The organism is Symbiobacterium ostreiconchae (assembly GCF_055396975.1).
In genome coordinates this window covers 524,841-551,403 of sequence record NZ_AP042454.1, presented here as the reverse complement: position 1 = coordinate 551,403, position 26,563 = coordinate 524,841, and the positions used below count along the sequence as shown (strand labels likewise).

Here is a 26,563-nt window from a genome sequence, read left to right as displayed (position 1 = left end):
GTGGAACGTGCTGGTGCTTTTCAGTTCAAGGGTGCGGTAACCCTGGTCGGTCCGGAGCTGCGCGTGGGCGATCAGGCCCCGGCCTTCACCGCCGTGGGCAACGATCTTTCCACGGTTGATTCGCGCTCGTTCGCGGGCAAGGTGCGCATCATCTCGTCGGTACCTTCGCTGGACACGGGCGTGTGTGACACCCAGACCCGCAAGTTCAACGAGGCCGCCGCCAGCCTGGGCGAGGACGTCGTCATCCTCACCGTCTCGGCCGACCTGCCATTTGCCCAGAAGCGGTGGTGCGGCAGCGCCGGCGTCGACCGGGTGATCACGCTCTCGGACTACCGCGACCACGCCTTCAGCAAGGCGTACGGGACCTACATCAAGGAGTGGGCGCTCTGCTCCCGGGCGGTCTTCGTCGTCGACCGGAACGATAGAATCGTCCACGTGGAGTACGTGCCGGCAGCGGGCCAGGAGCCCAACTACGAGGCGGCTCTGGAGGCGGCGCGGGCGGCGCTGTAAGGAGCGGGTACGTGCAGGTCGGGCCGACCCAGTGTCGGCCCGACGCCTTTTTTCTGACGGATGAAAGAAACCTTCATGTGAATCTCGTCACAAAGTAAATTTTACTTGATGGATTTGATTTCGCGAAGTAAACTTTATGGCAGGGAGGCGAGAACAGTGGTGAGTGTTCGCGAGCGGCTTGCCGTGATGGAGAAATCGATGACGGAGTCGGAGGCCAGGATTGCCAAGGTGTTGCTGACACAGAACGAACCCTTCTTCCTGTCGATCGGTGAGCTGGCCCGGCGCAGCGGCGTCAGTGAGGCCACCGTCGTGCGCTTCTACCGGCGGCTGGGCTTCAGCAGCTACCAGGAACTGAAGGTGGCGCTGGCGCAGGAGGCCACCCCTGTGGCGCCGTCTGCCGCTTACGAAGACGTGCTGGTTGACGATTCGCCCGCCCAGGTGCTGGCCAAGGTGATCGCCCAGACGGTGGAGGCGCTGAACGCCACAGGAAGCCTCCTGGACAAGGAGGCCCTGGACAGGGCAGCCCTCTGGCTGTCCGAGGCCCAGCGCATCTACTTCATCGGCGCAGGCGCGTCGGGCGCCGTCGCCATGGATGCTGCGCATAAGTTCCTGCGCCTGGGCGTCCAGTCTGTCGCCTGCACCGATTCCCACCTGCAGGCCATCATCGCCACTCACCTGCACGCCGACGATGTCGTCGTTGTCATATCCCATTCCGGCGAAAGCGTGGAGGTCATCGACGCCATGCGCCTTGCCAAAGCGCGGACGGAGAAGGTCATCGGCCTGACCGGCTACCACAACTCCACCCTGGCTCAGGAAGCCCCGGTCGCCCTGGTGGTGGCCGCACGCGAAACCCATTACCGTTCCGATGCCATGGTGAGCCGGCTCGTGCAGCTGGCCGTCCTGGACGCGCTCTATGTGGTGACCGTCTGCCGGAGGGGGGCCGGCGCCGTCGAGGCGCTCAACCGATCCCGGCTCGCGGTGGCACGGCGCAAGCGATAATCTGTAATCCCAGCGAAAGGAGCAGTCGCAGCATGAAAGTTCTCTGCATCGGTGACGCGATGATTCCCGGGTCGTGGTTCGAGGAGGCAGCGAGAGAGCTGGGTTCGTGCGAGCGTGTCACGGCAGATTGGGAGACCGACTGGGGGCGGCTCCAGAACCGGCGGCTCGTGGTGGAACAGCAAGGTCCGGCGGTGGAGGAGGTTCCGCCCGCATTCCGCGAACACCCCGACGCCGAGATGGTCATCGGCCTGTTCTGTCCCTTCTCGGCGGAAGGGATGGACGCGTTCCGCAACCTGCGGGTGATCGGCGTGGCCCGGGCCGGCGTCGAGAACGTCGATGTCAGGGCCGCCACTGAGCGGGACATCCTGGTCTTCCACGTGATGGGCCGCAACGCGGAGGCGGTCTCCGACTTCGCCATCGGCCTCATGCTGGCCGAGGCGCGCAACATCGCCCGGGCGCACGCCGGGGTGAAGGCCGGCGGGTGGCCCAAGAAGTTCAGCAACGGAGATCACATTCCGGAGCTCCGGGGGCGCACGGTCGGGCTCGTGGGCTTTGGCTACATCGGCCATCTGGTGGCCCGGAAGCTGCGCGGCTGGGATGTCAACTTGCTGGTCTACGATCCGTACGTCGACCCGGCGGAGGTCGCGGCGGTCGGCGGCAAGTTGGTGGATCTGGACGTGCTGATGGCCGAGTCCGATTTCGTGTCGCTGCACGCCCGGCTGACCAAGGAGAACCGGGGCATGATCGGCGCTGAGCAGATCGCCCGGATGAAGCCCACCGCCTACCTGATCAACACCGCACGCTCAGGGCTGGTGGACACCGACGCCCTGGTCGCCGCCCTCCAGGAGAAGCGGATTGCGGGCGCCGCGCTGGACGTGTTTGACGTCGAGCCGATCCCGGCGGACCACCCGCTGCTGAAGCTGGATAACGTCACGCTCACCTCGCACATCGCGGGCACCACGAGGGATGCCCTGACCCGTTCCCCGTACCTGCTGGTCCAGGAGATCGCCCGCGTCCTGGACGGCGAGCCGTCCAGGGGGCTGATGAACCCCGAGGTCCTCGAGCGGCCTCAGGTGCAGGCCTGGCTGAAGCAGGCCCGGGCGGAGCTGGGGAGGTAAGGACGATGCTGCAGCTCAGGCCGTTTGGCCCGATGCTCCGTGATGCGGTGGCGCGCGGGTACGCGGTGCCTGCGTTCAACGTGTACAACTGTGAGTCGATCACGGCGGCCGTCCGTTCGGCCGTCGCCCACCGGGCGCCCCTGATCCTGGCGCTCGGGGCCAAGTACTTCGACCAGATGCGCCCTGCCTTTGCCAGGGCGGTCCTTGAGGCGGTGGTGGCCGCCGAGGAGGCCCGGGGCCACCGTGTCCCGTCCCTGGGCCTGCACCTGGACCACTGCGACGACCCGGCGCTCTGCCAGGAGGCCATTGAGGCCGGCTTCAGCAGCGTCATGATCGATGCCTCCGCCCTCCCCTTCGAGGACAACGTCCGCATCACGCGCCAGGTGGTCGAGGCGGCCCACGCCCGCGGCGTGGGGGTCGAGGCCGAGCTGGGCGGACTGGCCGCCGGTGAGGCCAGCCACGAGTTCAGCAGCGGCGTTGAGGCGCTCACAGACCCCGAGCAGGCCCGGGATTTCGTCGCTCAGACCGGGGTAGACGCCCTGGCCGTCTCCGTGGGCACCGTGCACGGCCTGTACAAGGGCGATCCCCACATTGACCTGCCGCGGCTGGAGGCGATTCGCCAGCGGGTGGGCATCCCGCTCGTGCTGCACGGCGGCACCGGCGTGCCTGCCGAACTTCTGCGGGAATCCATCGCGCGCGGGGTGGCCAAGGTCAACGTCAATACCGAGGTCTCGCTGGCCGCCGTCGGGCGCATCCGCGCGGAGATCGAGCGCAAGCCCAAGGTGCACTTCTCCGAGGTTACCAAGGTCGCCGTGGCCGCCATGGAGGAGGTGATGGCCGACTACATCGCCCGGTTCAACGCGGCCGGGAGGGCCGCTGCGGAGTAGCCCCGCAGAACGGCACAGGGCGCACGCCGTCCCGCCGCCCGTGCCGCGCTCAACACAGACCGCGTTCCCCGAACATCCCGGAGGCAGGCAACTGGTCACAACGATCCCTGATCATCCCCGAAACCGAGTGGCAACGCATGGGGGGACCTTGCATGTTACTGTGGATCTTCTTCGGATCGCTGCTCCTGATTTTCGGCCTCATCGTCTGGGCGAAGTGGGATGCGTTCCTGGCGCTGATTGCCACGGCAATCGCCACCGGACTCGTGGTGGGCATCGGCCTGGACAAGCTGGCCGGCACGATTACCGGCGGGTTTGGCAGCACCCTGGGCGGCATCGGCATCACGATCGGCCTCGGTGTGATGCTGGGCGAGCTGCTGTCGGCGTCCGGGGCCACCGAGCGCATCGCCGACTCGCTGCTGCGGCGCCTGGGAGACCGGCGCGCGGTCATGGCCGTCGCCCTCACGGGCTGGGTGGTTTCCATCCCGGTCTTCTTCGATGCGGCGTTCGTCATCCTGGTCAGCCTCATCCGGCACATCTCCAAGCGCACCCGTATCTCCATGGTCACCCTGATCACCGCGCTGGCCGTCGGCCTGATCACCACGCACGCCGTGGTGCCGCCCACCCCGGGCCCCATGGTCGTGGCCGAGAACCTGAAGGCCAACCTGGGCTGGCTCATCCTCTATGCGATCATCATCTCCGTGATCGCCATCCTGGTCGTCGGCGTGCTTTACGGCCGCTGGATCGGCCGCAACGCTCCCCCGGCGTCTGACGATGACGCGTCCGGGGCCCAGCAGGAGACCGCGGCCGCTGCGGAACCGGGCACCGAGAGCCTGCCCAGCGCCGCCCTTTCCTTCGGCCTGCTCGCCCTGCCCATCGTGCTGATCCTGGCCAACACGGTCGTCTCCGCTGTGGCCCCCGGCACGGGCGCCGCGCGCCTGTTTGCGTTCCTCGGCGACAAGAACGTCGCCCTCTTCATCGCTGTCCTGGCGTCCCTGTTCACCCTGCGGTCGTACTTCAAGGCGCAGACCAACGCCATCCTGAGCAACGCCGTCAAGGCCTGCGGCACCATCCTGCTGATCACCGGCGCAGGCGGCGCTTTCGGTTCGGTCATCTCCGCCAGCGGCATCGGCGACTACCTGGTGGAGGTCATGCAGGCGTGGAATCTGCCGATTATCATCCTGGCCTTCCTCTTCTCGCAGATCCTGCGCATGGCTCTGGGCTCCACCACCGTGGCCCTTGTGACCACCTCGTCGGTGTTGGGTCCGGTCGTCGCACAGCTGGGCGTCTCGCCCGTGCTGGTCGCCCTTGCCATCTCCGCCGGCGGCATCGGCCTCTCCCTGCCCAACGACTCGGGCTTCTGGGTGGTCACCAACTTCGGCGGCTTTGAAGTCCGTGACACCTTCAAGACCTGGACTGTGGGCGGCACGCTGGCCGGCCTGGTCTGCCTGATCCTCGTACTGATCCTGAGCCTCTTCCAGGGGATCCTGCCCGGACTGTAATGGGAGCACTCGCCGGCTCTCCGCTCCCTGCGGGGAGCCGGATGGTTTGACAGGAGGTGGAGGTTGCAGATGCAGCAGCAAGTCAACACGCAGACCCCGGCGGCAGACCCTGCAGCCCGCGTTCTCGCCGTCGACGTGGGCACCACGGGCGCCCGCGCCATGTTGTTCGACCTTCAGGGGCGCCCCCACGGAATGGCCTACCAGGAGTACCGCAGCCATTTCCTGACGCCCACGACGATCGACCACGACCCGCAGACCTGGCTCAACGCCGTCGACCGCGTGATCCCGGCCGTCCTGCAGCAGACCGCCACACCCGGTGAGGCGGTGAAGGCCATCGCCGTCACCAGCCAGCGGGCCACGATCATGCCCGTGGACGGGCAGGGCCGGCCCCTGGCCCCGGCCATCCTCTGGCAGGACAAGCGGACCATGGCCCAGTGCCGCGAGATTGAGGAGGCGGTGGGGGACGACGAGATCTACGCCCGCACCGGGCTGCGCATCGATCCGTACTTCTCGCTGCCCAAGCTGATGTGGTTCCGGGACCAGCGTCCTGACGTCTTCCGCGAGGCCCGCTGTTTCCTCACCGTGCACGACCTGATCGTGAACTACCTCACCGGCGAGTTCGTGACCGACTGGACGCAGGCATCCCGCACCATGCTCTTCCGGGTCAACGAGTTCCGCTGGGACGGCGAACTGGCCGAGCGGTTCGGCATCGACATCGCACGCCTGCCCCGGCCGCTGCCGCCGGGCTCCGTCGCCGGGACCCTCACCCGCGAGGCGGCCGGGCGCCTGGGCCTGCCGGCCGGGACGCCGGTGGTCCTGGCCGGCGGTGACCAGCAGAGCGCCGCCCTGGGCCTCGGCGTGACCCGCCCCGGGTACGCCAAGGTGACCACCGGCACCGGCTCCTTTGTGGTGGCCGCCACCGCTTCGCCGTACCGGGACCCGCAGAAGCGGGTGGTCTGCAGCGCCTCGGCGGTGGCCGGCGCCTGGATTCTCGAGGCGGGCATCTTCACCTCGGGCTCGGTGTACCGCTGGATGCGGGATGAGCTGTCTGCGGCGGAGAAGTCGGCCGCCGACACCCTGGGCCTCGACCCGTACGATTTGCTGAACCTGGAGGCCGCCCAGTCAGCGCCCGGCGCAGGCGGGCTCATCCTGCTGCCTCACTTCGCGGGCAGCGCCGCGCCGTACTGGAACCCCCGGGCGCGGGGCGTCATCTTCGGCCTCACCCTCGGTCACGAGCGGAGCGACGTGGTTCGGGCCGTGCTCGAGGGAATCGCCATGGAGGTCAGCAAGAACCTCCGGATCATCACCGACCTCATGGCCGACCAGACCGAGCTCACCGAGATCCGCGTGAGCGGCGGGGCCGTGCGCTCAGACCTGTTCAACCAGATTCAGGCCGACGTCTACGGCCGCCGGGTGGTGCCCGGAAAGATGGAGCAGGCCAGCGCGCTGGGGGCCGCGATCCTGGCGGCCACCGCGGTGGGGGCCTACCCCGACGTCCACGCCGCGGCTGAGGCCATGAGCGCCCTGGAGCCCGGACGGGCCCGGGAGCCCGACCGTGACCGTCACGCGCTCTACCAGGAGATCGTCGCCCTCAACGACGCCGTATACCAGGCGCTGCTGGCCGGCGGCGTCTACGAGCGGGCGGCGGCGCTCGAAGCCCGGCTGCAGCAGATGAAGGGGTGACTTCCCGGAAAGACTGCAGGGCCGACCCGGTGGGGGGTCGGCCCTGCCCGTATGGTTTTTGGGGTCTACTTCGCCTGCGCGGCGACGTCCGGTTCCACGTGGACGTGCACCTCGCGCACGTCGTCGACCCGGATGAGCGCCTCTTCCACCCGGTCGGCCACGGCGTGCGCCTCCACGATGCTGTAGTGACAGGGCACCAGCACGGTCACGTCCACGTGCACCCGGCTCCCCAGCAGGCGGGCGCGCAGGCGCTGCACCCCCGTGACGCCGGCGACGCCCATGACGACCTCGTGGAGGGCGTCGATGCGTTTCTGATCGGCGAAGCCGTCCATCAGCATGTGCGCGGCGTCGGAGCCGATGGACCAGGCCGTCCGGGCAATCAGGGCCGCGACCGCCAGCCCGGCCAGCGGGTCGGCCCAGTACCAGCCCAGCTGGCTGCCGACGATGCCGGCCGCCGCGCCCAGGCTGATGAAGACGTCGGAGAGATGGTCGTAGGCTGCCGCTTCCAGGGCCTTGCTGCAGCAGCGGCGGGCCAGCCGGAGGTTGTAGGCGTAGATGGCCAGCAGGACGGCCGCAGAGCCCAGGGCCACCCAGAGCGACCAGGCCTCCGGCGCGGCGCGCCCGGGAGAGACCAGCGAGAGGACGGCGCCCCGGCCCACCTCCAGGCTGGCGAGCCCCATGATGGTGGCCACCACCAGGGAGGCGACCCCTTCGGCGCGCTCGTGGCCGTACCGGTGCTCGTTGTCGGCCGGCTGCTGCGCGATCTTCAGCCCCAGCAGGACAGCGACGGAGCCCAGCACATCGGTGGCGTTGTTCACGCCGTCGGCGGCGATGGCCTGCGAGCCCGACAGCCAGCCGACGACCAGCTTGACGGCAGCGAGCAGACAGTAGGTGGCGATGCTGAGCCAGGCCCCCTTCACGCTCTGCGCCTGCCGGGAGGAAGAGGTATCGATCGCCGTACACCCCCGTTCATCCGCGACCGCACGGGGTTTCCCCCAGCCAAGAATGTTGCCCTGGGGAAACTCTCGCAAGACGACGCAAGACCCGCACCGCACTGCGGCACAGGTCCCTCACCCAAATCGTAGCATGTGAACCGGATCACGGCAACGCCCAGGGCGCGAAATACGGCCAGGAGACTAGATCTCCTGGCCGAAAGTACCTACGCCTCGTCCTCGCACTCGCTCTCCAGCATGTGCTCCATGGCTCCGGTGGTCACGCAGAGGATGCGGGCCGGCCGGTCGCTGCAGTTCTCCACCCGGTGGGGGATATAGCCGTGCCAGTGGAGCGAGTCTCCCTCGTTGAGGGTCAGTTCCTCATCCCCCTGCCGGTAGCGGACCGTGCCCTCCAGCACCAGGTGGCATTCCTCGCCCTCGTGCACGTGGTTGTCCCCGCCGGTGGCGGCCCCGGGCGCCAGCTCCAGCAGCATCATCTTCAGGTTGCGCCCCGGCGCCGAGAGCAGCTGCACGCTCAGCCCGTCGCCGCTCATGGAATATCCCTGCCGGGCGTTGGCCCGAACCACGTGCGCCCGCTCTTCCTGGGAGATGAGCAGGAGCGCCACCGGCACCCCGAGTCCGGCCGAGAGCCGGTCGAGGGCCTGCAGCGAGGGCGAGGCCTTGTCGTTCTCCAGCTGGCAGATGAAGCCCTTGGAAAGGCCGCTGCGTTCCGAGAGCTCCTGGAGGGTGATGCCCTTTTGCGTGCGAGTCTGGCGGATGCGGTGGCCCAGGGACATCAGCGCACCTCCTCGGTGACTCAGGCCAGGTCTGTGGCCGCGGGCGAGGTGTACCCGGGCACGTAGACGCCGGCGTCCAGCACGCGCTTCAGGGCCTGGCGCGCCCGGTGGAGCCGGGCCTTCAGCGCGCCCACCTCGATGCCCAGCATATCCGCCACCTGACTGTTGGAGAAGTCTTCCAGATCGCGCAGCTCGAGCAGGCGGCGCTGGTTCTCCGGCAGCTTGTCGAGTGCCGCCCGCACCACGTTCTCCCGGTACTGCTGCTCCAGGTAGAGATCGGGGTTGTCGGCGGGTTCGTCGTCCAGAATGGCCAGCGAGGCGGCCGGCGAGAACTCCAGGGTCGCTTCCAGCGACTCCGCGGCGGTGCGGCCCCGCTTGCGCCGGATGTCCAGACACGTGTTGGCCGCCAGCCGGTAGACCCAGGTGCCGAAGCGGGAGCGCCCCTCAAACTTGGGCAGCGCGGCCATCAGCTTGACCAGGATCTCCTGGACGGCGTCCAGCGCATCGTGGTGGTTCCCCAGCATGCGGTAGGACAGGCGGTAAAGCCGGTCCTCGTACCGGCGGACGATCTCCTCAAACGCCGCCTGGTTGCCCTTCAGGTAGGCGGCGACCAGCTCCTCATCGGTGGGTACGGCGACCGGGTGCGGCCGCTGTTCGGGAACTCGGGTGACCGGCACCTCAGACAGTGCAGCGTTGGATGCAGCCATCTGGCAGATCCTCCCCTCCATCACGAGCCTCTCTATGTAAGGTTGGTAAACATCGTTTGTTGTGATTAAACTTTACCACAGGGGTTTGCTCCGAGTCAACAGGGTTTGCTAGAAGAAAACCGGACTTTTTTAAGCTACAAGTATAAGATCTGTGAATACCCATAAGCCCCGCCGATAGCTGCCCGGGTTTCGGGGGCAGACTAGCTCAAGTTTCACGCGAACAACTCGACATTCGTGGTGTTAAAAGGGCGTATGGGTAGGGAGTGGCCCGGTTCAGGGTAATCTCAGCTCCAGCCAGGGGAGTACCCCGGCTGAACACCAACCGCAGCGTGTCGCCGAGGCACCGAATGGTTGCTCGGCACCGGGCCGCTACTCGTACCAAGAGTCGACTCCCCGCCTCGGCCAGTTTGGGCGAGTTCGTGCTCAGAAACCGCCAAGCCCAGCGCACCAGGTTGAAGGCGAACAAGACCAGCTGCGTGAAGGCGGCGTTGGCCTCATACTTCCGCAGCCGAGGAGTACCAAAGTGGAACGTTCCCTTCCACTCCTGGAACCCGGCTTCGATGGTCTGCCGTCCATGGTAGAGCTTGACGACCTCTGTCGTGGTGAGCTCCTCAGGCTGGAGCGTAGTCAGGATGACGCTGCGGACCTCCCGGCCATCGGCGTCCCAGCGGCGCATGGCGACCAGGCGCACCGGATACGGTGCGAGCAAAGTGGGGCCAGGTACGGTAACGGCTTCGGAGGCAAACCGGTTCTTCTCGACTTCAACCCAGTTCTCTGCCGGTACAGCGTCGAAGAGGTGCTTGTAGGCGACGTTGCTTCCGGAGTAGGACTTGATGGTGAACTCATACCCCAGTTCCAGCAGGCGCTGGATCACTTCCGGCGTGCCAAAGGCGCTGTCAGCTCGCAGCAGAATACGGAGGGGAGCCAGGTTCGTCCGATTCTCCTGCCGGTACTGCCGGAGTCGCTGGTTCACTTCACGGAGGTGCTGAACCTCCTCCTGGAACTCACGCTGCAGCTTCTGCTTCCGGCGGGCGCTGCCCTTGCCTGATACCGTCTGCAGTTGCTGATACAGCTGCCTGACCCGAGCCTTCTGCTGAGCCAGGCATGCCTCGACCCATTCGACTCGCCGCAGGGGACGACCAATCCGGGCTTCGATCCTGGGAATCAGTTCGAGCAGGCAGGCGCCGGAACGGCTGTTGGCCTTGCCGGACTTGAGAAGGCCGTCGATGGCAAAGCGCTGCTGCTTCCCGCTGAGGAAGGCGGCTGCGATCTGATAGCCTCGGGCCAACTTCCCCTGGATGTAGCCGAAGTCGGTACCGGTGTACTGCCTGGTCTCGCCCCGAACCTTCTGGCCGGTGAGGTCAATGTCGACGATGACCATTCCGGAGCGGTCTGGACCTGCTACGGCAGCCACCTCCTGCTGAAGCAGCGGGGCCTGGATCTCAGCGAGTGCGTCGGAAAGCTGCTGAACGTTCTCCTCCGTCAGCTTGCTGAAGGTCGCACAGACGGTGGAAAAGTGAGCAAAGCGTTCCTGCCCCCAGGCTTGAGCTACGGCAGGATCGGCAACCAGCGGCTCAGGGTCGAAGTTGAGATCCTTCATGTAGCGACAGTTGCCGAGAATGGCAACCAACGCCTCGACCACCTTGTCAACCGGCGTGTGGGCGTAGGTCTTCTGCTTGATGCGCAGGTGCCGATTCAGGATCTCAGCCAGGTTGAGCCTTTGAGCTACCCAGCCAAGAGCGACGAGAAAACCATGTCGGGTGGTGGACTTGATGGCTTGCGCAGCGATGTTGGGTGTCGTACCATGAGACTGCATCAGTCGAACCTCCACATGGTGGTTTAAGAGGGGCAACTCCCACCATGTATCATTGGTTCTGACTGATGCTTTTTCAATGGGTTTCCATTGCACGAAGTCCGGGTTATTCACGCGAAACTTGAGCTAGGGCCGGGAGGTGCATGGGCGTATGAGCGACCAGCCGCAGGGCTGCACCGGCGAACGCTGCAAGGTGTCGGGGACGTACAGCTGCAGCGCGGGCGTCAAACAGTATTACAACGAAGGCGACCCGTTCGGCCCCTGCCCGCAGACCGGCCAGCCGACCCGCTGGGTGCGAGTGACCTGAGCGCACCGGCCCGATAGCGGGTCCGGGTGCGGGGGAGACTACGCGCGGGAGGTGAGCGCACATGAGCCCTGACCCGCGCGTGACGCCCACGGGCGACGCGGCTCCGGACAACCCGGCCCTGGGACGGCTCACCGTCCAGCGGCTGGGCATGGAGGTCGCCCAGGAACTGGGCATCGATCCCCACGGGGTCGCCGCCTTCGGGGCCGGACAGGACCCGGCCCTGCCGCAGAAAGAGGCGCAGACCCACAGCCCCGGATCGCGCCCAAACCGATGAGGTTTCGGCAGCTTGCGGCGCTGCCCCGGTTCCCGGGGCAGCGCCGCCGGCTACAGGGCGAAGGTGCCCCCGTCGGTCACGATGAGCTGGAGAATCTGCTCCTCGGCGCCGGTCTCGGCGTTGATATAGACCAGGTAGATGTACTCGCCCGTCTGCCCCTGGAACTCATAGGTGAGCACCTCGCCCGTCCCGGCCTGGTCCGGGATCAGGGCCAGCTGCACCCGGGTGACCTCCAGGGCGGGGTTGAGCCGGCGCCTGGCCTCCTCCGCCGAGAGGCGCGGCCTCGGCAGGCTGCGGCGGCGGTGGTGGGTCAGGTACTGGCGGGCGTCCATCCCCAGCACCTCGCCGTTGTCCAGGGCCACCTTCACCTTGGCCTGGTCGGGGTAGATGAGCACCTCCCCCTGCCGGTGGGCGTAGGCGACGAAGGCGACGCCGTCCTGGATCTGCGCGAAGGTGGGCACCATGTCCGTGTAGCCGGCGCGGGCCAGGTACTCCTGCCCGATGGCGCGGGCCCGATCCAGGTCCAGCCTGGGGCTCCCCACCACCCGCCCGTTCACCACCTCCAGCAGGTGGCCGCCCTGGCGGGTGAGCGATACCGCGACCGTGTAGGCGCTGCCCCGGCTGCCCGCCGGGGCCAGCCGGAAGGTGTACGCGGGCAGGTTGCCGCCGCTCTCCACCACTTCCACGATGCGGTGCGCCGCCGCCTCGGGGAAGACCGCCGTCAGCCGCCCCGCGGCTTCCTCCCGGGTGATCGGCGGGCCGGCCAGGGCCGGCGGCGTCTCGCTCACGTGGTCGGAAAAGGGGCCGTTGTAGATGAGGGTCGGCATCTGCTCCGCACGGGTGGCCAGCTGGGCCCAGCCGCCGTCCAGCACGGCCGCCATGGCTGCCCCGCCCCCGGCCGACGGCGCCAGCAGGCTCTGATCGGGCCTCCGGAACAGGGTGCGCCAGGAGAGCTGAGCGGGCTGGTGCCACCGGAAACCGCCCCGGTGGTACTGGGTCAGCATGGTGCTCAGCTGCTCCCGCAGCGCCGTGGCGGACTCGCGCAGGCGCTGCAGCTCGGCCCGTTCGGCCTCCGTCATCGGCCGCCCGGCCGCCTCGTCCCGCAGCAGGGAGTACGCGAAGTCGCCCACCTGCTGCAGGAACTTGCCGGTGGCGGCGGAAACCTCGGTGGGCAGCGGCAGCGAGGAGAAGGCGGTCACCGCGGCCGACGCGTGCCGGTGGACGTCGGCCATATACCGCATGTTCTGCCGCTCGCTGCCGGTGACCAGCCCCTTGCCCAGCAGCGCCTGGATCTGCTCGACGTGGTGCACCATGTCGACGAAGCTGCGCTGCCGCTCGGCCTCCAGGGCGTTGGCCAGCAGCCGGTTGTGCTCGTTCAGACTGACGGTCCACGCCGACCAGACGGCGACGCCCAGGACGGCGACGAGGCTGATGCTCAGCCAGGTGACGACCCGTGGCCAGGCTGCGAAACGATGCATGGGACCGCCCCTCTCACTTGGCGAAGACGTGGTTGCCGATCTGCTTGATGATGGGCCGCGACCAGACCCACTGGCTGGTGGCCTTGGCGGGGTTCCAGAAGAAGAGCGCGCCGCCTGAGGGATCCCAGCCGTTCAGCGCATCCTGGGCAGCCCGGACGGCACTGTCCGCGGGCGGGGCGTACACCGTGCCGTTGCTCACCGATTCGAAGGCGTGGGTCTGGTAGACGACGCCCGCGATGGTGTTCGGAAAGCGCGAGTCCCGCACGCGGTTGAGGATGACCGCCGCGACGGCCACCTGCCCCTCGTAGGGCTCGCCCCTGGCCTCCGCCGACACGACCCGGGCCAGAAGATCCCGGTCGGCTTCCCGGGTTCCCGCGGCGGCCGCCGCCACCGTGCTGGGCGGGCCGCCCCAGTACCCCAGCGCGGCCCAGGTGTCGGGGCCGACGATCCCGTCCACCGTCAGCCCGTTGCGCCGCTGGAAGAGGGTCACGGCCTCGTGGGTGAGCCGGCCGAAGATGCAGTCCACCTCGCCCTTGTAGTACCCCCAGGCCTTCAGCCGGCGCTGCGCGAGGCAGACGTCGCTTCCCCGGCTGCCCCAGCGCAGGGTGGCGCGCGTCTCGGCGCCGGTGCGCCAGGGGAAGGAGATAAACAGGATGACGGCGAGCAGAGCTGCCGCCAGCGTGCGCGTTCTCATCCGCTTTCCCCCCGTGACGATCTCCCTGAGCCCTCCTTAACTTGCCACCCGGCGGGCCGGAGTATGCTGAGGGATTGCCACGTCCTGGGGCGGGCGGTATACTTAAGACAGCATCATACGGGCCGAGAGCCGCTAGGGGAGCCGTTGGAACGGCTGAGAACCGGGGTGAACCCCGGGACCCTGTCACCTGATCCGGGTAATGCCGGCGTAGGGAAGCGAGCCTCGCGGACACACCGACCGCGGCTCGCTGGGCTGCGGTTTTTTCGTGCCACGAGATAGCGAATCCTGAGTGCACATGGAGGTGTCCGGAATGTCTGATGCTCGGCTTCGTCTTCGCCGTCTGGTGGAGACCGCCATGATGATCGCCGCGGCGGTGGCGCTGTCGTACGTGAAGGTGTGGGAGATGCCGCAGGGCGGCTCGGTCACGCTGGGGTCCATGGTCCCGATTCTGCTGGTGGGCCTCCGCCACGGGGCCGGCTGGGGAATCACGGCCGGTGTCCTGAACGGGCTGCTGCAGTTCTGGCTGGATCCGTACTTCTACCATCCCGTGCAGGTGCTGCTGGACTATCCGGTCGCCTTCGGCGCGCTGGGCCTGGCCGGACTGGCCCGGGGCCACTCCCGGTGGGCGGCCGCGTGGCTGGGCAGCCTGGCCATCGCCGGCCGGTTCGTGGCCCACGTCATCTCCGGCGTGGTCTTCTTCGGCCAGTTTGCGCCCGAGGGCCAGAGCCCGCTGATCTATTCCATCATCTACAACGGCGCCTATCTGCTGCCCGAGGCCGTGCTGAGCGCGGTCCTGCTGATGTTCCTGCTTCCCGCCCTGGAGCGGGCGCTGCCGGCCCAGGTGCGTTCGGCGCACTAGGCCGGTCCGGGCGCCGGTGCGGTGGCCGCCCGATTCCCGCAGGCCCCCCGGTACGTCATAATCTTAGCGAGGATCGCGCTGAGGCCCCCGGCCCGGTCGTGATGAGGATTGCAAGAGGCGTACCACAGGGGAGGTTGCATGGGGATGCGGAGATGGCGCAACCCCGGTCTGATCGTGGCCGTGGCGATTGCCGCCCTCTGGGCGGGCGTGTGGCTGGTGGGCTACCTGGCCGGGTTCTCGGGTGAGCCCGAGACGTTCCTGGCACCCTAGGTCTCGGGCACGGAGAACGCGGAAAGAAGGTTGATCTGTGGAACGACAGGATCACTTTGCAGGAAAGGAGCCCGTCGTCTACCTGCCCACGGAGGCCGGAACCGCCATCGGGCCGGACGGCCGGAAGCTGGTCTTCTTCACCGTGCCGCAGCTGGACCTCATGATCAAGCAGGTGCTGGCCGCCCAGCCCAAACAGTACACGTACCGCTGGGGCTACCATCCGGGGGAGCGGCTGCACGTGCTGCTCTTCGGCTGGCCCACCGGACACGGCGCCGGGCTGGCGATCCCGGAGGGCGTGGGCGACGCCATCCTCAACTTCATGCTGGGCACCAGCGATCTGTATATCACCGCGCAGCCGGTGGGCGAGAAGCTCCGCGGCAACGTCACCCCCGAGGTCATCGATGCGATCCGCCTGGGGATGACCCTGCACCTGCCCGACGTCAAGTTCAAGCCGGAGGGCTGGGGCTGAAATGCACCGCCGTTGGACCGATGCCGTCCTGCGTCAGGGTCTGGGGCTGCGGCCCGGTGAACGGGTGCTGGTCATGGCGGACCGCCCGCTGCGGCCGGCGGCGGACGCGCTGGCCGAGGCGGCCCGCGCGCTGGGCGCGGCCGAGGTGATGCAGCATGTGCTGCCCGAACCCGGCCCGCTGCAGGTCGTCTCCCGGTCGCTCACGGCCGCCGCGGCGGCTGCGGACGCGGTGGTCGTCCTGCGGGCGGAGCTGCGGCTCGCTGCGGAGGACGCGCCGGTGCGCGCCGCCCGGGACGCCTTCCGCCGGGCGCGCCGCGGCCGCTGGGTCTCGCTGGCCCAGGTGGATGAGGAGACGCTGGAGGCGGTCCTCGCGCCGGGGCTGGAAGAGGCCGCCGCCCGGGCGGCCGCCCTGGCCGGGCGCCTGCGGTCCGCCGTTGGGGTGCGGCTGACGGCGCCCGGCGGCACCGACCTGCGGGTCCTGTACGGCGGCCGGCCCATCCTGGTGGACACGGGCTGGGTGAGGGCGCCCGGGGACGTTGGCAACCTGCCCGCCGGCGAGGCCTTCGTGGCCCCATACGAGACGCGCGCTGACGGGCGGCTGGTGGTGGATGTGGCCCTGGGCGACATACCCCTGGACCAGCCGGTCACCCTCACGTTCCGGCGCGGCCGCGTGGTGGAGGCCGCCGGGGGGCAGGCGGCGGAAGAGCTGCGCCGCCGGCTGGGTGACGACCGCTGGGCGTGGACCGTGGGTGAACTGGGCCTGGGCGCCAACCCGCACGTCACGCCCTGCAGCCGGGTGGCGCTGGCGGAGAAGGCGCTGGGCACCGCCCACATCGCGCTGGGCGGCAACCTGTCCTTTGGCGGGCGCAATCCGGCGTCCACGCACTACGACTGCGTCATCGCCTCGCCCACGTTGTCGTTTCTGTGACGATGAAAGGGCCCGCCCCTTCGGGGGCAGGCCCTTTGCTCATGCCTGTGCGGTTGACTCGCCGTCCGGGTCGCCGGCGTCGGCTTCCGCCGCGCCGGGCCGGGCCCCGGCGTCGGCCGCGCCGAGCTCGACCGCGTCGGTCCCGGTCGGGCCGAACAACCCGGCGTGGCCCATCCCGAACGACAGGGCCTCGGGGTCGCCCCCCGCCGCCCCGGCCGGGTCAGCGGGCGCGGCGACCGCCCTTTCGCCCGGGGCCAGCGCCGCGGGCGTCTCCGATGTATAGGGCGAGATGTCGAGGGCGTCGGGAAGCTGGCGGAGGAGCATCCCGGAGATCTGCAGGAGGCCCTGGATGGCCGGAATCACGCTGCTCAGGGCGGGTTCGAGCACCGCCATCCACTCCACCACGACCGGATCGGGGGCGGATCCCCAGCCCGGCGGCACGTGCACGCCGTACGGCGCCGGACCCGCCGCGGCAAGCCAGGGAGGCGGGGGCGCCGCAGACGCAGCCGGGTACCAGGTCCCGGCAGGCGATGCGGCTCCCGTCGGGTACCAGGCCCCGCGGGGATACCAGCCGGGGTGGCCCATCGGCGGTGGGTAGAAATGGGACATCGGCTTCACACCTTCCTCGGGGGTCTGCCCCATACTATGGGGCCACCCGCCTGCGGGGTGTGGGCTCTGCCGGACTCCGTTTCTACACCACCGGGTTGGCCAGCGTCCCGATGCCGGGGATGTGGATTTCGATGAGGTCCCCGGGCTTCATGGCCCCGACGCCCTTCGGCGTGCCGGTCAGCACCATGTCGCCGGGCATCAGCGTCATGATGCCGGAGAGGTAGCTGAGCAGTTTCGGCACAGGGTGGATCATCAGCCGGGTGGAGTCGGACTGGCGGACCTCCTCGTTGCACATGAGCGTGATGTGCGCATCGAACGGGTCAACGCCGTCCGTCACCAGCACGGGCCCGCAGGGGCAGAAGGTGTCGTACGACTTGCCCCGGCCGAACCCAAACGCGCCGTCGGCCTTCTGCGCGTCGCGGTGCGAGACGTCGTTGGCGATGGTGTAGCCGAACACATAGGAAAGCGCCTCCGCCTCGGGGACGTTCTTCATCCGCTTCCCGATCACCACCGCCAGCTCGGCCTCCCAGTGGACGTTGGCCTCCGGGTCCGGCAGCCGGATCGCCTCCCCCGGGCCGATGAGCGCGGAGGGCGCCTTGAGGAAGAACATCGGGCGCTCCGGGGCGGTGTTGCCCAGTTCGGCCGCGTGATCATGGTAGTTGCGGCCAATGCATACGATCTTCGAAGGTGCCACAGGCGGCAGCAGGCTGACCGCAGACAGGGCCGCCGTCCGGCCGGTGGGCCGGCCGCCTTCGTAAGGAGCGCCGTCCAGCTCGTGCACGACCTCGCCTTCCAGGCGACCCCACGAGGGCAGGATATTTCCGGACACGAAACGAATATAGCGCATGGAACCTAGCTCCTCTCCTGTTCCGCATTCGGGCTGGCGTGAAACCTCCCTTCGGTTTTTCTGCGCGCGACGCCAGGTTCCTCCGACGGGACCTGGGCACTAACCCGTACCTAGTTACCCTTCGTCACCAACTAACGATATAAAAGGCGCGGGCGCGACCCGGCCGGAGTGATGGGAGGAGACTGTTATGGGAAAGAGTGTTTGGGTGATTGACAACGCGCACAGCCTGGCTGAGTTCTCCGTGAAGCACATGATGATCGCAACCGTGAAGGGCCGCTTCACGCAGATGGAGGGCCGCATTGAGGCGGATCCGGCAGACATTCCCGGCGCGTACTTCGAGGGCAGCGTAAACGTCGCTTCCATCAACACCGCCGACTCGGCTCGCGACGATCACCTGCGTTCCGCCGACTTCTTCGACGCCGAGAACTACCCGACCCTCACCTTCAAGAGCACGAAGATCGAGCCCGCCGGCGACGGCTACAAGATGACCGGCGACCTGACCATCCGCGGCGTCACCCGGCCGGTCACCTTCGACCTGGAGTTCGAGGGCACCGGCAAGGACCCGTGGGGCAACGAGAAGATCGGTTTCTCGGCCACCGCGAAGATCAACCGCAAGGACTTCGGGCTCACCTGGAACGCGGTGCTGGAGACCGGCGGCGTCCTGGTGGGCGAGCAGGTGAAGATCGAGCTGCACCTGGAGGCCACCAAGCAGGCCTAAGCGCCCGGTCCCGGCATGCCAGCAATTGGCCGGGCCAGAATCCGCCGCGAGACGCCGCGGCGGGCGCGAGGTCATGTATACTGAACAGGGCTCATGTAGAAATGGTCAACTCAGCAGCATATCGAGGTGACCTCGCGTGAACAGATGGATGGCCCTTGCCGCCCTGGCGGCCGTGCTGGCCGGGTGCGCCGGCAGCCCCGTCCCTTCGCCGGCGCCCGGGAACCCGCCCGCGGCCGCGGCGCGTGGACGGCCAGCGTCCCCGCACCGGCGCTTGCCGACCTGCCTGCCGGCCTGCAGGAGGAGGTCGCCGGGATCTCCGCCTGGGAGGCGGCACAGCGGGCGGCCATGTGGCTGCATGGCGCGGATCTGGCTGTACCGCTCACCGTCGCCCCTGCCCTGGAGCAGCAGCTGGTCTCGCTCCGCCCGGCGGACGTCGAGCAGGTCTGGGTCCGGCTGGTGGGCACGGACGAGACGGATGAGGCCTTTTCCTTCCGGCTGCAGGTGATCCGGCGGGACGTCTCCGGGCGGCTCGCGCTGGCCGGTGAGGACGAGGTGGTGGTGAGTCTCCTGGAGGGCGGCGCACCGCTGGTGACCGGTTACGGCCACGGGGAGCGGGGCCGGTCGGCGGACGAAGTCGCGGTCTGGTCCGGCGAGGGACCCGAGGGCGCGATCGCGCCGGCGCTCCTGGATCTGCCCGCGCCGGTGCTGGCGGATGGCCCCGACGGCTACCAGGTCCCCGTGGATGCCCTCGCGGCGCTCGGGGAGGTGGCCTGGCAGGCGGACGGCTCGGTCGCCCTGGTGCTTGGCGACGGCAGCCGCACCGCTGCGCTGCCGGTGGCGGAGGTCGGCGGACGACCCTACGTGCAGGGCGCTGACCTCGAAGCCGCCGTGGACGGCCTGCGCCTGGCGGCGCAGCGGCCGATCTCGTGACGGCAGCGTGAGCAGGGCTGCCCGGGAGTCACAGGGTTGACTCCCGGGCAGCCCTTTCAGGTATCCGTCTCCGTGCCTATCGTATGCGGCGCGCCGCCCTACACGTTGAAGCGGAATGTCACCACGTCGCCGTCCTGCATCACGTAATCCTTGCCCTCCAGCCGCACCTTGCCGGCCTCCCGGGCGGCGGCCATGGAGCCGGCGGCCACCAGGTCGTCGTACGCGACCACCTCGGCGCGGATGAACCCCCGCTCCATGTCGGAGTGAATCTGGCCGGCGGCCTGCGGCGCCTTCGTCCCCCGGCGGATCGTCCAGGCCCGCGCCTCCGTTTCGCCGGCGGTGAGGAAGGAGATGAGGTTGAGCAGGTGATAGCCGTGCCGGATGACCCGGTCGAGGCCCGACTCGGTGAGGCCGAGGTCGGCCAGGAAGGCCCCCCGTTCCTCGTCGTCCATCTCGGCCAGCTCGGCTTCGATCCTGGCGGAGATCGGCACGACCTCGCTGCCCTCCCGGTCGGCAAGCTCCTTCACCCGGGCCACGTACGGCACGGCGAAGGGGTCGGCGACGTGCTCCTCCGCCACGTTGGCCACGTACATGACCGGCTTGGCGGTGATCAGGTGCAGGTCGCGCAGGACCCGGGCCTCCTCGTCGTTCTCCAGGGCCACGCTGCGGGCCGGCAGCCCGGCTTCCAGGGCGTCCCGGAGGCGGGTGAGCAGGCCGTACTCCACCTGGGCCTCCTTCACGCCGGCCTTCGCCGCCTTGCCGGCCTTCTCGTACCGCCTCTCCACCGTCTCCAGATCGGCCAGAATCAGCTCCAGGTTGATGACCTCAATATCCGAAAGCGGGTCCACCCGGCCGCTGACGTGGGTCACATTGGGATCCTCGAAGCAGCGGACCACGTGGGCGATGGCGTCGACCTCGCGGATGTGGTGCAGGAACTTGTTGCCCAGTCCCTCGCCTTTCGACGCACCCTTGACGATGCCGGCGATGTCGATGAACTTGATGCTGGTGGGCACGATGCGCGCCGAGTTGAACATCCTGGCCAGTACGGGCAGGCGGGCGTCGGGCACGTCCACCACACCCACGTTGGGCTCGATCGTGCAGAAGGGGTAGTTGGCCGCTTCCGCACCGGCGCGGGTGATCGCGTTGAACAGGGTGGATTTCCCGACGTTGGGCAGGCCCACAATGCCGATCGAGAGTCCCATGGAAAGACCTCCTCTTGTGAACACCCTTACGATTATAATGGATGGTGATGTAGGCCGCAATCGCCGGCGCGGGGAAGGGGAATGGCCGCCCGCCGTCGTAGTGTTTTCAATCCGTCCTTTTCCGGGAGGTGAACCCTGCGTGACCGACCTGGACTTCCTGCGGGGACTCGATCTCTTTCAGGGGTTGTCAGATGAGGAGCTGGCGCGCATCGCCGCGATCGCGCGGGAGCGCCACTACCGCAAGGGGACCATCCTGTTCAACGAGGGCGACCCCGGCGAGGCCATCTACTTCATCAAGAAGGGCCGGGTCAGGGTGTCCCGCCTGGCCGCCAACGGTCAGGAGCAGGTGCTCCGGGTCTGGGGGCCGGGCCATGAGGTCGGCCTGGTGGTCCTGGCCGACAAGGCGCCGTACCCTGCCACCGCGCAGGTCACCGAGGATGCGGTGCTCCTCGTCTTCCGGGTGGACGACCTGGTGCGGCTGCTGCCGGAGAGCCGCACGCTGGCCGCCAACGCCTTCTGTCTGGTGGGCCGCCGGCTCCGGCTGGCGCGCGACACGGCCCACGACCTGGCCGTGCACAACACCCACGGGCGGCTCGCCGCCCTGCTGCTGCGCATGGCGGAGGAGCAGGGGAGCCACGTCATCACCCTGGGCATGACCCACCAGGAGATCGCCGGCATGATCGGCACCAGCCGCGAGACCGTGACCCGGGTGCTGGGGGACTTCCGGCGCACCGGCTGCATCGCGGTGCAGGGAGAGTCGGTGATCATTCAGGACGAGCGTAAACTGCGCGAGTGGATGGGCGAGAGCTGAGCGGGCGGCGCGGGCGCGCCGCCCGTCTTGATATCTGGTGACGGATGTCACACCGATCCGGCGCGTCTCGGCACCGGCGCGGCGCCCCGGCGCGGGTAGACTAATGAAGAAACCAGGAACAGGGGGGATCAGGCATGCAGGTGCGGCTCATCCGGCCCCGGAAGCCTTCGGCCGACGGGGTCTCCGTGGAGATGATCCACAGCTGCCAGGACATGCGGGTGATCCTGATGGAGCTGAGTCCGGGCGGCGAGGTGCCCGCCGCCACCAGTTCCTCGAGTGTGAGCCTGCAGGTGGTGAGCGGGGGCTGTGAACTGCTTGCTGGCTGTGAATGGGTCCCGGCGGAGGCCGGAACGATCTGGTTCTACCCGCCGGGTGAGCCGTTCGGCGTGCGGGCCACCGACGGGCCGGCCACCGTGCTGGCCACCTACGCGCCGCGGCCATGACCGGCCCGAAGAAAACGGGGCCCCAGATCATCGATCCGGCCAAGTCGCCGCCGATCTACGTGCCCATCGGCATGGCACTGGCCGGGCTCGCGGGGCTGCTGGCGCTCCAGGTGCTGATCCTCTACAAGGCGCCCATGATCTTCGGCCCCTTCCGGTTCAACCCCGCCGCGCTGGCGGCCGTGCACCTGTTCACGCTGGGCTTCGCCACCAGCGTGATGATCGGCGCCTTCCACCAGATCACCCCGGTGATGATGCTGGGGCGTCCCGTGGAGAGCCGCTGGGCCGTCCTGCAGTGCGCCGCGTACCTGGTCGGCAGCTGGGCCCTGGTGTGGGGATTCTACCGCTCCGCGGGGCCGTGGATCACGGCAGGGGGCAGCCTCACGGTCCTGGCGCTGGCCGCCTTCGCCGCGCTGGTGGTGAGGGCCATGCGTTCGGCCGGCCAGTGGACCGTCGCCGGCCGGTTCATGGCGGCGGCCCTCTCGTTCGTGCTGGGCACCGTGATCTGGGGGCTGGTCCTGGCGTTCAACCTGCGCTACGGCTTCCTGCCTGACACCCTCGACTACTCGCCGCTGGGCGCGCACGTGCTGGTCGGCCTGGGCGGCTGGTTCATGCTCACGATCTTCGGCGTCTCGTACCAGCTCTTCCCCATGTTCGCGCTGACCAACCGGCCGGGCGCCGCCTCCGGCCACACGGTGCTGGCTCTGCTGGCGGCGGGGCTCTGGGGCGCGTTTGCCGCCCTGCTGCTTCACCTCCCCCTGCCCGCCACCGCCGCCGCGCTGCTGCTCGCCGCGGCCGGCGTGGTCCGCTACGCCGCCGACCTCTTTGCCATGATGCGGCAGCGCCGCCGGCCCGAACTCGACCTCTCCATGCGTTGGGCCGTGACGGCCCTGATCTTCCTCGTGCCCGCCGTGCCCCTGCTCCTGCTCAGCCACTGGCACCGGCCCGCAGCCGTCCCCGGAGCCTGGCTGTTCCTGTTCGGCTTCGTCGCCACCATGATCCTGGGCATGCTGTACAAGATCGTGCCGTTTCTCGTCTGGCACTACCTGATGAAGCACCGGCGCGCCAAGACCCAGCGGCTGCCCACGCTGGATCAGATGTTCTCGCAGCGGGCCGCGCGGGCCGGGTACGGGTGCTGGACGGCCGGGGTGGCACTCACCGGGCTCCTGCTCCTGGGCGGCGCGCTGGACTGGTGGGATGCCCGGTATCTGGTGCGGGGGAGCGTCATACTAAACCTGATCGGCAGCCTGCTGTTCGCCGGCACCATCGTCCAGGTGCTCCGGGCCAGGCCGCTGGACTGAAGGGAGCGATCCGCGAGATGGAGAACGCGAACGGAACCCGCCGGGAAACGAGCCCGCAGGCCGACAAGGCGGCGCTCGCGCGCACCATGCTCCGCAACGTCTACGACCCGGAGATCGGCCTCAACATCGTCGACCTGGGGCTGGTCTACGACCTGAAGGTGGACGAGCAGAACCGGTGCCGCGTGCTGATGACCTTCACCACCGCCGGCTGTCCGGTCGGCGGCCACCTGGTCAACGAGGTCTACGAGGCCCTGAGCGTGCTGGATTTTGCCGACGTGAAGGTCGATCTCACCTTCGACCCGCCCTGGTCTCCCCAGCGCATGTCGCCCGAGGCCCGGAGACAGCTGGGCTGGCAATAAGCGATTTGTGCGGTTGGCAGCCGGCGTGAACTGCGTTACCATACGGATGATGGCCCTGCTTGAAGCATGGATTGAAGGAGCGTGGCACGTTGGCAAATGAGAACAGCCGGGGGACGATTGCCCTGGCCGTGGCGGCGACCCTGGTGGTGGCCGGCCTCGGGGGTTACTTTGTGGGCAGCAGCATGCAGCGGCCCGGACCCGACGCCGAGGTGGTGGCGACGGTCAACGGCGATCGGATCACCCGGATGGAAGTGCACCAGAGGCTGATGGCGTACTACGGGAAAGAGACCGTCGACGACATGATTCTGACCCGTCTGGTGGAGCAGGAAGCCGCCAAGGCGGGCGTTGCGGTGACCGATGCCGAGGTGGAGGCCGAAGTCGCCGCCACCAAGGCCGCATACGGGGGCGACCTGTACTTCTCCCTGGCGCTCCGGCAGTACGGTCTGACCGAGGCGCAGTTCCGCGATGCGCTGCGCCGGGACATGACCGCCACCCGGGTGCTCAGGCAGGAGCTTCAGCCCGACGATGCCGCGCTGCGGGCGTACTTCGACGAGATGCAGGGCTCCGATGAGACCCGGCGCATCAAGGTCCGCCACATTCTCGTGGACACGGAAGAGGAGGCCAGCGAGATCCGGGCGCTGCTGGACGGCGGGGCCGACTTCGCGGCGCTGGCCGAGGCGGAGTCGAAGGACACCGTCAGCGCGGCCAGGGGCGGCGACCTGGGCCTGATCGCCAGGGGCGATACCGTGCCTGAGTTCGAGGCGGCGGCCTTCGCCCTGGGCGACGGCGAGATCTCCGCCCCGGTGCAGAGCCCGTACGGCTGGCACATCATCCAGGTCAGCCTGCTAGACTTCGAGCAGGAGAAAGAGACGATCCGGGAGCAGTACCTGAGCGAGAAGGTGAGCGAGCGGCTGGGCAGCTGGTACACCGAGCTGCGGGAAGGCGCGCAGATCACCAACACGCTGTCGGAGTAGCGGCCGGAGACCGGGCCAGGGGACAACCTCCTGGCCTGGTTGCGCATGACGGGGGGTGGTGGGGTGGATCTGCGGTCCCGCTGGCGGATTTTCCTGCTGGTCGGCGTCGCGGCGCCGGCGGCCATGGCGGCGGGCGGGCTCCTCCTGGCCCGGCTGGCCACGGGGCAGTTCCCCGACCTCCTGCGGCTGCCCTCGGGGCACGCCGTGCTGGCCGGCCTCGCCGCGGGCGGGCTGTCCCTGGGCCTGGTCGGGCTGGTTTCCCGGTTCAGCGACCGGCTGGAGGAGGCGCTGCGGAAGACGGGCGGGCGGGCCGGCGAGGAGGCCCTGCGGTCCGTCGGCTACCCGCTGATGCTGGTCATGGTCACCACCGCGGCCATCGGCGAGGAACTCCTCTTCCGGGGCGGGCTACAGCCCCTGGTGGGCCTGCTGCCGGCGGCCTTCCTGTTCGGGTTCAGCCACGGCGGCTGGATGCGCGAGAACTGGCCCTACGCGGCGGTCGCCGCGCTGTCCGGCGCCATTTTCGGCGCCGCCTACGACCTGACCGGCGACCTCTGGGTGCCGGCGATCGGCCACAGTGTGCACAACATGCTGTCCACGGTTCTGCTGGGCCGCCACATCGAGGTGGAATGGCGGGGGCCGGTGCCGGTGATCCGCCTGGTGCCGGACGAGCCGCCCGTGTCTCCACGTGCAGAGGAGGTGCCTTCCATGTCGTTTCCCAGCCCTTATCCGCCCCGACCCACGGCACGGGCCCTGGGCCTGGTGACGGGCCACCTGCCTCCGGGACCCCACAACGACATCTGCGACGTACCCGGGGTGCGCGTCGGCCACGCCACCCGGGTTGAGGGCGAGGGGCCGCTGATCCCCGGCCAGGGGCCGGTCCGCACAGGTGTGACGGCCATCCTGCCCCACGGCGGCAATCTGTTTGCCGAGAAGGTGCCGGCGGGCCTCTTCGTGCTCAACGGCTTCGGCAAGGCGACCGGCCTCGCCCAGGTGGCCGAGCTCGGCACCCTGGAGACGCCGATCCTCCTGACCAACACTCTCTCCGCTTTCCAGGCGGCAGACGCGCTGGTCAGCTACATGCTCGAGCAGAACCCGGAGATCGGCGTGACCACCGGCACGGTCAACCCGGTGGTGGGCGAGTGCAACGACGGCTACCTGAACGACGTGCGGGGCCGGCACGTCACGGCGGAGATGGTGCGGGCCGCCCTGGAAGGCGCGTCCGGCGGACCGGTCCAGCAGGGCGCCGTGGGCGCGGGCACGGGGATGGTCTGCTTCGGCTTCAAGGGCGGCATCGGCTCCTCGTCTCGCCTGGTGGACCGCTACGTGCTCGGCGCGCTGGTGCTCGCCAACTTCGGCCGGCGCCCTGACCTCCTGATTCACGGGGTGCCGGTGGGCCGGCGGCTGCAGGACCCCCCCGGCGAGCCGAAGGCCGCTCCTCCGGGGGATGCCGCGCCCCGGGCCGGGACTGCGCCCCGGACGGATGCGGAGCCCCAGGACCAGGCCGCGCCCCGGGCGGATGCCGAGCCCCAGGACCAGGCCGCGCCCCGGGTGGAGGCTGCGCCCGAGACCGGGCCGGACGAGCCGCCGCCCGGGTCGGTGATGGTCGTGCTGGCCACCAACGCGCCGCTGGACGCCCGGCAGCTCACGCGCCTCGCGCGCCGGGGCGCCCTGGGCCTCTCCCGGGTGGGCGGCAGCGCGATGAACGGCAGCGGCGACTTCGTGCTGGCGTTTTCCACCGCCAACCGGGTGCCGCACCGGGCCGACGCCCCGGTCCGCGCGGTGACGGTGCTCCGGGACGACAGCGCCATCATGAACGACCTCTTCCGGGCCGCGGTGGAGGCGGTGGAGGAGGCCGTCATCAACGCCCTGTTCACCGCCCGCACGGTGACCGGCCGCGATGGCCATGTGGCGCCGGAGCTGCCGGTGGAGCAGGTGTTGTCGTGGGTGAACAGAACCGATACATGATTGATCACGAATCTATCCCTTACGGTGTGAACCTTTTCAGCCCGGTGTTCGTATAAGAGAGTGATAAGCGGAGTCCAATTAGATCGAGGCTTGAACCCAGGGTCTGGAGTTGACACCGACGCAGGAAGGGCAGTCTTTTATCTGTGGGCGAAAATGTGCAGACGCCGTCGCAGCCAACGGAAT

29 protein-coding genes and 1 riboswitch are annotated in these 26,563 nt (G+C 68.8%); of the genes, 20 read left to right on the top strand and 9 right to left on the bottom strand.

Annotated features, from left to right (window positions below; all coding sequences use genetic code 11):
• The 6 genes from tpx to ACZ5UM_RS02555 all read left to right on the top strand — a co-directional run bounded on the left by tpx (position 1) and on the right by ACZ5UM_RS02555 (position 6,696).
• Positions 1 to 510: a thiol peroxidase gene (tpx, locus tag ACZ5UM_RS02580; protein WP_464846816.1), complete on the top strand. Its 510-nt coding sequence runs from the start codon at positions 1 to 3 to the stop codon at positions 508 to 510.
• A gap of 159 nt (positions 511 to 669) precedes the next feature.
• The gene (locus ACZ5UM_RS02575; RefSeq protein WP_464846815.1) at positions 670 to 1,509 is read left to right on the top strand and encodes a MurR/RpiR family transcriptional regulator; all 840 of its coding nucleotides are present in this window, start codon (positions 670 to 672) and stop codon (positions 1,507 to 1,509) included.
• Positions 1,510 to 1,541: 32 nt separating this feature from the next.
• On the top strand, positions 1,542 to 2,627 hold the full coding sequence (locus ACZ5UM_RS02570) for a 2-hydroxyacid dehydrogenase (RefSeq protein WP_464846814.1): 1,086 nt from the start codon (positions 1,542 to 1,544) through the stop codon (positions 2,625 to 2,627).
• Between the two features lie 5 nt (positions 2,628 to 2,632).
• Positions 2,633 to 3,514, top strand: a complete 882-nt coding sequence (locus tag ACZ5UM_RS02565) for a class II fructose-bisphosphate aldolase (RefSeq protein ID WP_464846813.1) — start codon at positions 2,633 to 2,635, stop codon at positions 3,512 to 3,514.
• A 152-nt stretch (positions 3,515 to 3,666) separates the two neighbouring features.
• Positions 3,667 to 5,013, top strand: a complete 1,347-nt coding sequence (locus ACZ5UM_RS02560) for a GntP family permease (RefSeq protein WP_464846812.1) — start codon at positions 3,667 to 3,669, stop codon at positions 5,011 to 5,013.
• Between the two features lie 69 nt (positions 5,014 to 5,082).
• On the top strand, positions 5,083 to 6,696 hold the full coding sequence (locus tag ACZ5UM_RS02555) for an FGGY-family carbohydrate kinase (protein WP_464846811.1): 1,614 nt from the start codon (positions 5,083 to 5,085) through the stop codon (positions 6,694 to 6,696).
• A 65-nt stretch (positions 6,697 to 6,761) separates the two neighbouring features.
• Here the strand turns inward: ACZ5UM_RS02555 and ACZ5UM_RS02550 are convergent, their stop codons facing one another.
• The 4 genes from ACZ5UM_RS02550 to ACZ5UM_RS02535 all read right to left on the bottom strand — a co-directional run bounded on the left by ACZ5UM_RS02550 (position 6,762) and on the right by ACZ5UM_RS02535 (position 10,948).
• Complete coding sequence (locus tag ACZ5UM_RS02550; RefSeq protein ID WP_464846810.1) at positions 6,762 to 7,616, bottom strand: cation diffusion facilitator family transporter; 855 nt, start codon at positions 7,614 to 7,616, stop codon at positions 6,762 to 6,764.
• 239 nt (positions 7,617 to 7,855) lie between these two features.
• Complete coding sequence (locus ACZ5UM_RS02545; protein ID WP_464846809.1) at positions 7,856 to 8,425, bottom strand: cupin domain-containing protein; 570 nt, start codon at positions 8,423 to 8,425, stop codon at positions 7,856 to 7,858.
• Positions 8,426 to 8,445: 20 nt separating this feature from the next.
• Positions 8,446 to 9,132: an RNA polymerase sigma factor gene (locus tag ACZ5UM_RS02540; RefSeq protein WP_464846808.1), complete on the bottom strand. Its 687-nt coding sequence runs from the start codon at positions 9,130 to 9,132 to the stop codon at positions 8,446 to 8,448.
• A gap of 205 nt (positions 9,133 to 9,337) precedes the next feature.
• Positions 9,338 to 10,948, bottom strand: coding sequence for a transposase (locus ACZ5UM_RS02535; RefSeq protein WP_043713033.1), 1,611 nt, complete (start codon positions 10,946 to 10,948; stop codon positions 9,338 to 9,340).
• 148 nt (positions 10,949 to 11,096) lie between these two features.
• Here ACZ5UM_RS02535 and ACZ5UM_RS02530 point away from each other — a divergent pair, with 148 nt between their 5' ends.
• The gene (locus ACZ5UM_RS02530; RefSeq protein ID WP_464846807.1) at positions 11,097 to 11,252 is read left to right on the top strand and encodes a hypothetical protein; all 156 of its coding nucleotides are present in this window, start codon (positions 11,097 to 11,099) and stop codon (positions 11,250 to 11,252) included.
• 61 nt (positions 11,253 to 11,313) lie between these two features.
• A complete protein-coding gene (locus ACZ5UM_RS02525) occupies positions 11,314 to 11,526 on the top strand; it encodes a hypothetical protein (protein ID WP_464846806.1) in 213 nt (70 codons plus the stop codon).
• A gap of 50 nt (positions 11,527 to 11,576) precedes the next feature.
• Here ACZ5UM_RS02525 and ypeB read toward each other — a convergent pair whose 3' ends face one another.
• Together ypeB and sleB are read right to left on the bottom strand one after the other, a co-directional pair.
• Entirely contained in the window at positions 11,577 to 13,004 is a 1,428-nt protein-coding gene (ypeB, locus tag ACZ5UM_RS02520) for a germination protein YpeB (protein WP_464846805.1), read from the bottom strand.
• 13 nt (positions 13,005 to 13,017) lie between these two features.
• Positions 13,018 to 13,698: a spore cortex-lytic enzyme gene (gene sleB, locus ACZ5UM_RS02515; protein ID WP_464846804.1), complete on the bottom strand. Its 681-nt coding sequence runs from the start codon at positions 13,696 to 13,698 to the stop codon at positions 13,018 to 13,020.
• Positions 13,699 to 13,822: 124 nt separating this feature from the next.
• A riboswitch (TPP riboswitch) is annotated at positions 13,823 to 13,929 on the top strand.
• 79 nt (positions 13,930 to 14,008) lie between these two features.
• Between sleB and thiT the strand changes: the two genes are divergently transcribed.
• The 4 genes from thiT to ACZ5UM_RS02495 all read left to right on the top strand — a co-directional run bounded on the left by thiT (position 14,009) and on the right by ACZ5UM_RS02495 (position 16,224).
• The gene (gene thiT, locus ACZ5UM_RS02510; protein WP_464846803.1) at positions 14,009 to 14,557 is read left to right on the top strand and encodes an energy-coupled thiamine transporter ThiT; all 549 of its coding nucleotides are present in this window, start codon (positions 14,009 to 14,011) and stop codon (positions 14,555 to 14,557) included.
• 144 nt (positions 14,558 to 14,701) lie between these two features.
• The gene (locus tag ACZ5UM_RS02505) at positions 14,702 to 14,827 is read left to right on the top strand and encodes a hypothetical protein (protein WP_464846802.1); all 126 of its coding nucleotides are present in this window, start codon (positions 14,702 to 14,704) and stop codon (positions 14,825 to 14,827) included.
• 37 nt (positions 14,828 to 14,864) lie between these two features.
• A complete protein-coding gene (locus ACZ5UM_RS02500; RefSeq protein WP_464846801.1) occupies positions 14,865 to 15,296 on the top strand; it encodes a hypothetical protein in 432 nt (143 codons plus the stop codon).
• 1 nt (position 15,297) lies between these two features.
• Positions 15,298 to 16,224: an aminopeptidase gene (locus tag ACZ5UM_RS02495; RefSeq protein ID WP_464846800.1), complete on the top strand. Its 927-nt coding sequence runs from the start codon at positions 15,298 to 15,300 to the stop codon at positions 16,222 to 16,224.
• Positions 16,225 to 16,263: 39 nt separating this feature from the next.
• Here the strand turns inward: ACZ5UM_RS02495 and ACZ5UM_RS02490 are convergent, their stop codons facing one another.
• Positions 16,264 to 16,866: a hypothetical protein gene (locus ACZ5UM_RS02490; protein WP_464846799.1), complete on the bottom strand. Its 603-nt coding sequence runs from the start codon at positions 16,864 to 16,866 to the stop codon at positions 16,264 to 16,266.
• Between the two features lie 49 nt (positions 16,867 to 16,915).
• Positions 16,916 to 17,680, bottom strand: a complete 765-nt coding sequence (locus ACZ5UM_RS02485; RefSeq protein WP_464846798.1) for a fumarylacetoacetate hydrolase family protein — start codon at positions 17,678 to 17,680, stop codon at positions 16,916 to 16,918.
• Between the two features lie 187 nt (positions 17,681 to 17,867).
• On the opposite strand from ACZ5UM_RS02485, the gene ACZ5UM_RS02480 reads away from it, so the two are divergent.
• Together ACZ5UM_RS02480 and ACZ5UM_RS02475 are read left to right on the top strand one after the other, a co-directional pair.
• The gene (locus ACZ5UM_RS02480; protein WP_464846797.1) at positions 17,868 to 18,398 is read left to right on the top strand and encodes a YceI family protein; all 531 of its coding nucleotides are present in this window, start codon (positions 17,868 to 17,870) and stop codon (positions 18,396 to 18,398) included.
• 183 nt (positions 18,399 to 18,581) lie between these two features.
• Positions 18,582 to 19,328: a hypothetical protein gene (locus ACZ5UM_RS02475; protein ID WP_464846796.1), complete on the top strand. Its 747-nt coding sequence runs from the start codon at positions 18,582 to 18,584 to the stop codon at positions 19,326 to 19,328.
• Positions 19,329 to 19,426: 98 nt separating this feature from the next.
• Here ACZ5UM_RS02475 and ychF read toward each other — a convergent pair whose 3' ends face one another.
• Positions 19,427 to 20,530, bottom strand: a complete 1,104-nt coding sequence (gene ychF / locus ACZ5UM_RS02470) for a redox-regulated ATPase YchF (protein ID WP_464846795.1) — start codon at positions 20,528 to 20,530, stop codon at positions 19,427 to 19,429.
• A gap of 139 nt (positions 20,531 to 20,669) precedes the next feature.
• On the opposite strand from ychF, the gene ACZ5UM_RS02465 reads away from it, so the two are divergent.
• From ACZ5UM_RS02465 to ACZ5UM_RS02440, 6 genes are all read left to right on the top strand, one after another.
• Positions 20,670 to 21,341 carry a Crp/Fnr family transcriptional regulator gene (locus tag ACZ5UM_RS02465; RefSeq protein ID WP_464846794.1) on the top strand — a complete coding sequence of 224 codons (672 nt, stop codon included), beginning with the start codon at positions 20,670 to 20,672 and terminating at the stop codon, positions 21,339 to 21,341.
• 134 nt (positions 21,342 to 21,475) lie between these two features.
• A complete protein-coding gene (locus ACZ5UM_RS02460; protein ID WP_464846793.1) occupies positions 21,476 to 21,784 on the top strand; it encodes a cupin domain-containing protein in 309 nt (102 codons plus the stop codon).
• Positions 21,781 to 23,082, top strand: a complete 1,302-nt coding sequence (locus ACZ5UM_RS02455) for a hypothetical protein (protein ID WP_464846792.1) — start codon at positions 21,781 to 21,783, stop codon at positions 23,080 to 23,082. The genes ACZ5UM_RS02460 and ACZ5UM_RS02455 overlap by 4 nt, the downstream gene beginning before the upstream one ends.
• 17 nt (positions 23,083 to 23,099) lie before the next feature.
• The gene (locus ACZ5UM_RS02450) at positions 23,100 to 23,441 is read left to right on the top strand and encodes a metal-sulfur cluster assembly factor (RefSeq protein ID WP_464846791.1); all 342 of its coding nucleotides are present in this window, start codon (positions 23,100 to 23,102) and stop codon (positions 23,439 to 23,441) included.
• An 89-nt stretch (positions 23,442 to 23,530) separates the two neighbouring features.
• Positions 23,531 to 24,415, top strand: coding sequence for a peptidylprolyl isomerase (locus ACZ5UM_RS02445; protein WP_464846790.1), 885 nt, complete (start codon positions 23,531 to 23,533; stop codon positions 24,413 to 24,415).
• A gap of 63 nt (positions 24,416 to 24,478) precedes the next feature.
• On the top strand, positions 24,479 to 26,380 hold the full coding sequence (locus ACZ5UM_RS02440) for a P1 family peptidase (protein ID WP_464846789.1): 1,902 nt from the start codon (positions 24,479 to 24,481) through the stop codon (positions 26,378 to 26,380).
• The last annotated feature ends 183 nt before the right edge of the window (positions 26,381 to 26,563 follow it).

Excerpts from the sequence above, each read along its gene's own strand:
- ACZ5UM_RS02505 (WP_464846802.1), top strand. The coding sequence starts at position 14,702 with ATGCGGAGATGGCGCAACCCCGGTCTGATCGTGGCCGTGGCGATTGCC.
- ACZ5UM_RS02460 (WP_464846793.1), top strand. The coding sequence starts at position 21,476 with ATGCAGGTGCGGCTCATCCGGCCCCGGAAGCCTTCGGCCGACGGGGTC.
- ACZ5UM_RS02480 (WP_464846797.1), top strand. The coding sequence starts at position 17,868 with ATGGGAAAGAGTGTTTGGGTGATTGACAACGCGCACAGCCTGGCTGAG.
- ACZ5UM_RS02450 (WP_464846791.1), top strand. The coding sequence starts at position 23,100 with ATGGAGAACGCGAACGGAACCCGCCGGGAAACGAGCCCGCAGGCCGAC.
- ACZ5UM_RS02525 (WP_464846806.1), top strand. The coding sequence starts at position 11,314 with ATGAGCCCTGACCCGCGCGTGACGCCCACGGGCGACGCGGCTCCGGAC.
- ACZ5UM_RS02545 (WP_464846809.1), bottom strand. The coding sequence starts at position 8,425 with ATGTCCCTGGGCCACCGCATCCGCCAGACTCGCACGCAAAAGGGCATC.
- ACZ5UM_RS02485 (WP_464846798.1), bottom strand. The coding sequence starts at position 17,680 with ATGCGCTATATTCGTTTCGTGTCCGGAAATATCCTGCCCTCGTGGGGT.
- sleB (WP_464846804.1), bottom strand. The coding sequence starts at position 13,698 with ATGAGAACGCGCACGCTGGCGGCAGCTCTGCTCGCCGTCATCCTGTTT.
- ACZ5UM_RS02565 (WP_464846813.1), top strand. The coding sequence starts at position 2,633 with ATGCTGCAGCTCAGGCCGTTTGGCCCGATGCTCCGTGATGCGGTGGCG.
- thiT (WP_464846803.1), top strand. The coding sequence starts at position 14,009 with ATGTCTGATGCTCGGCTTCGTCTTCGCCGTCTGGTGGAGACCGCCATG.
- ACZ5UM_RS02570 (WP_464846814.1), top strand. The coding sequence starts at position 1,542 with ATGAAAGTTCTCTGCATCGGTGACGCGATGATTCCCGGGTCGTGGTTC.
- ACZ5UM_RS02560 (WP_464846812.1), top strand. The coding sequence starts at position 3,667 with ATGTTACTGTGGATCTTCTTCGGATCGCTGCTCCTGATTTTCGGCCTC.
- ACZ5UM_RS02540 (WP_464846808.1), bottom strand. The coding sequence starts at position 9,132 with ATGGCTGCATCCAACGCTGCACTGTCTGAGGTGCCGGTCACCCGAGTT.
- ACZ5UM_RS02455 (WP_464846792.1), top strand. The coding sequence starts at position 21,781 with ATGACCGGCCCGAAGAAAACGGGGCCCCAGATCATCGATCCGGCCAAG.
- ychF (WP_464846795.1), bottom strand. The coding sequence starts at position 20,530 with ATGGGACTCTCGATCGGCATTGTGGGCCTGCCCAACGTCGGGAAATCC.
- ACZ5UM_RS02495 (WP_464846800.1), top strand. The coding sequence starts at position 15,298 with ATGCACCGCCGTTGGACCGATGCCGTCCTGCGTCAGGGTCTGGGGCTG.
- ACZ5UM_RS02555 (WP_464846811.1), top strand. The coding sequence starts at position 5,083 with ATGCAGCAGCAAGTCAACACGCAGACCCCGGCGGCAGACCCTGCAGCC.
- ACZ5UM_RS02535 (WP_043713033.1), bottom strand. The coding sequence starts at position 10,948 with ATGCAGTCTCATGGTACGACACCCAACATCGCTGCGCAAGCCATCAAG.
- ypeB (WP_464846805.1), bottom strand. The coding sequence starts at position 13,004 with ATGCATCGTTTCGCAGCCTGGCCACGGGTCGTCACCTGGCTGAGCATC.
- ACZ5UM_RS02530 (WP_464846807.1), top strand. The coding sequence starts at position 11,097 with ATGAGCGACCAGCCGCAGGGCTGCACCGGCGAACGCTGCAAGGTGTCG.
- ACZ5UM_RS02490 (WP_464846799.1), bottom strand. The coding sequence starts at position 16,866 with ATGGGGCAGACCCCCGAGGAAGGTGTGAAGCCGATGTCCCATTTCTAC.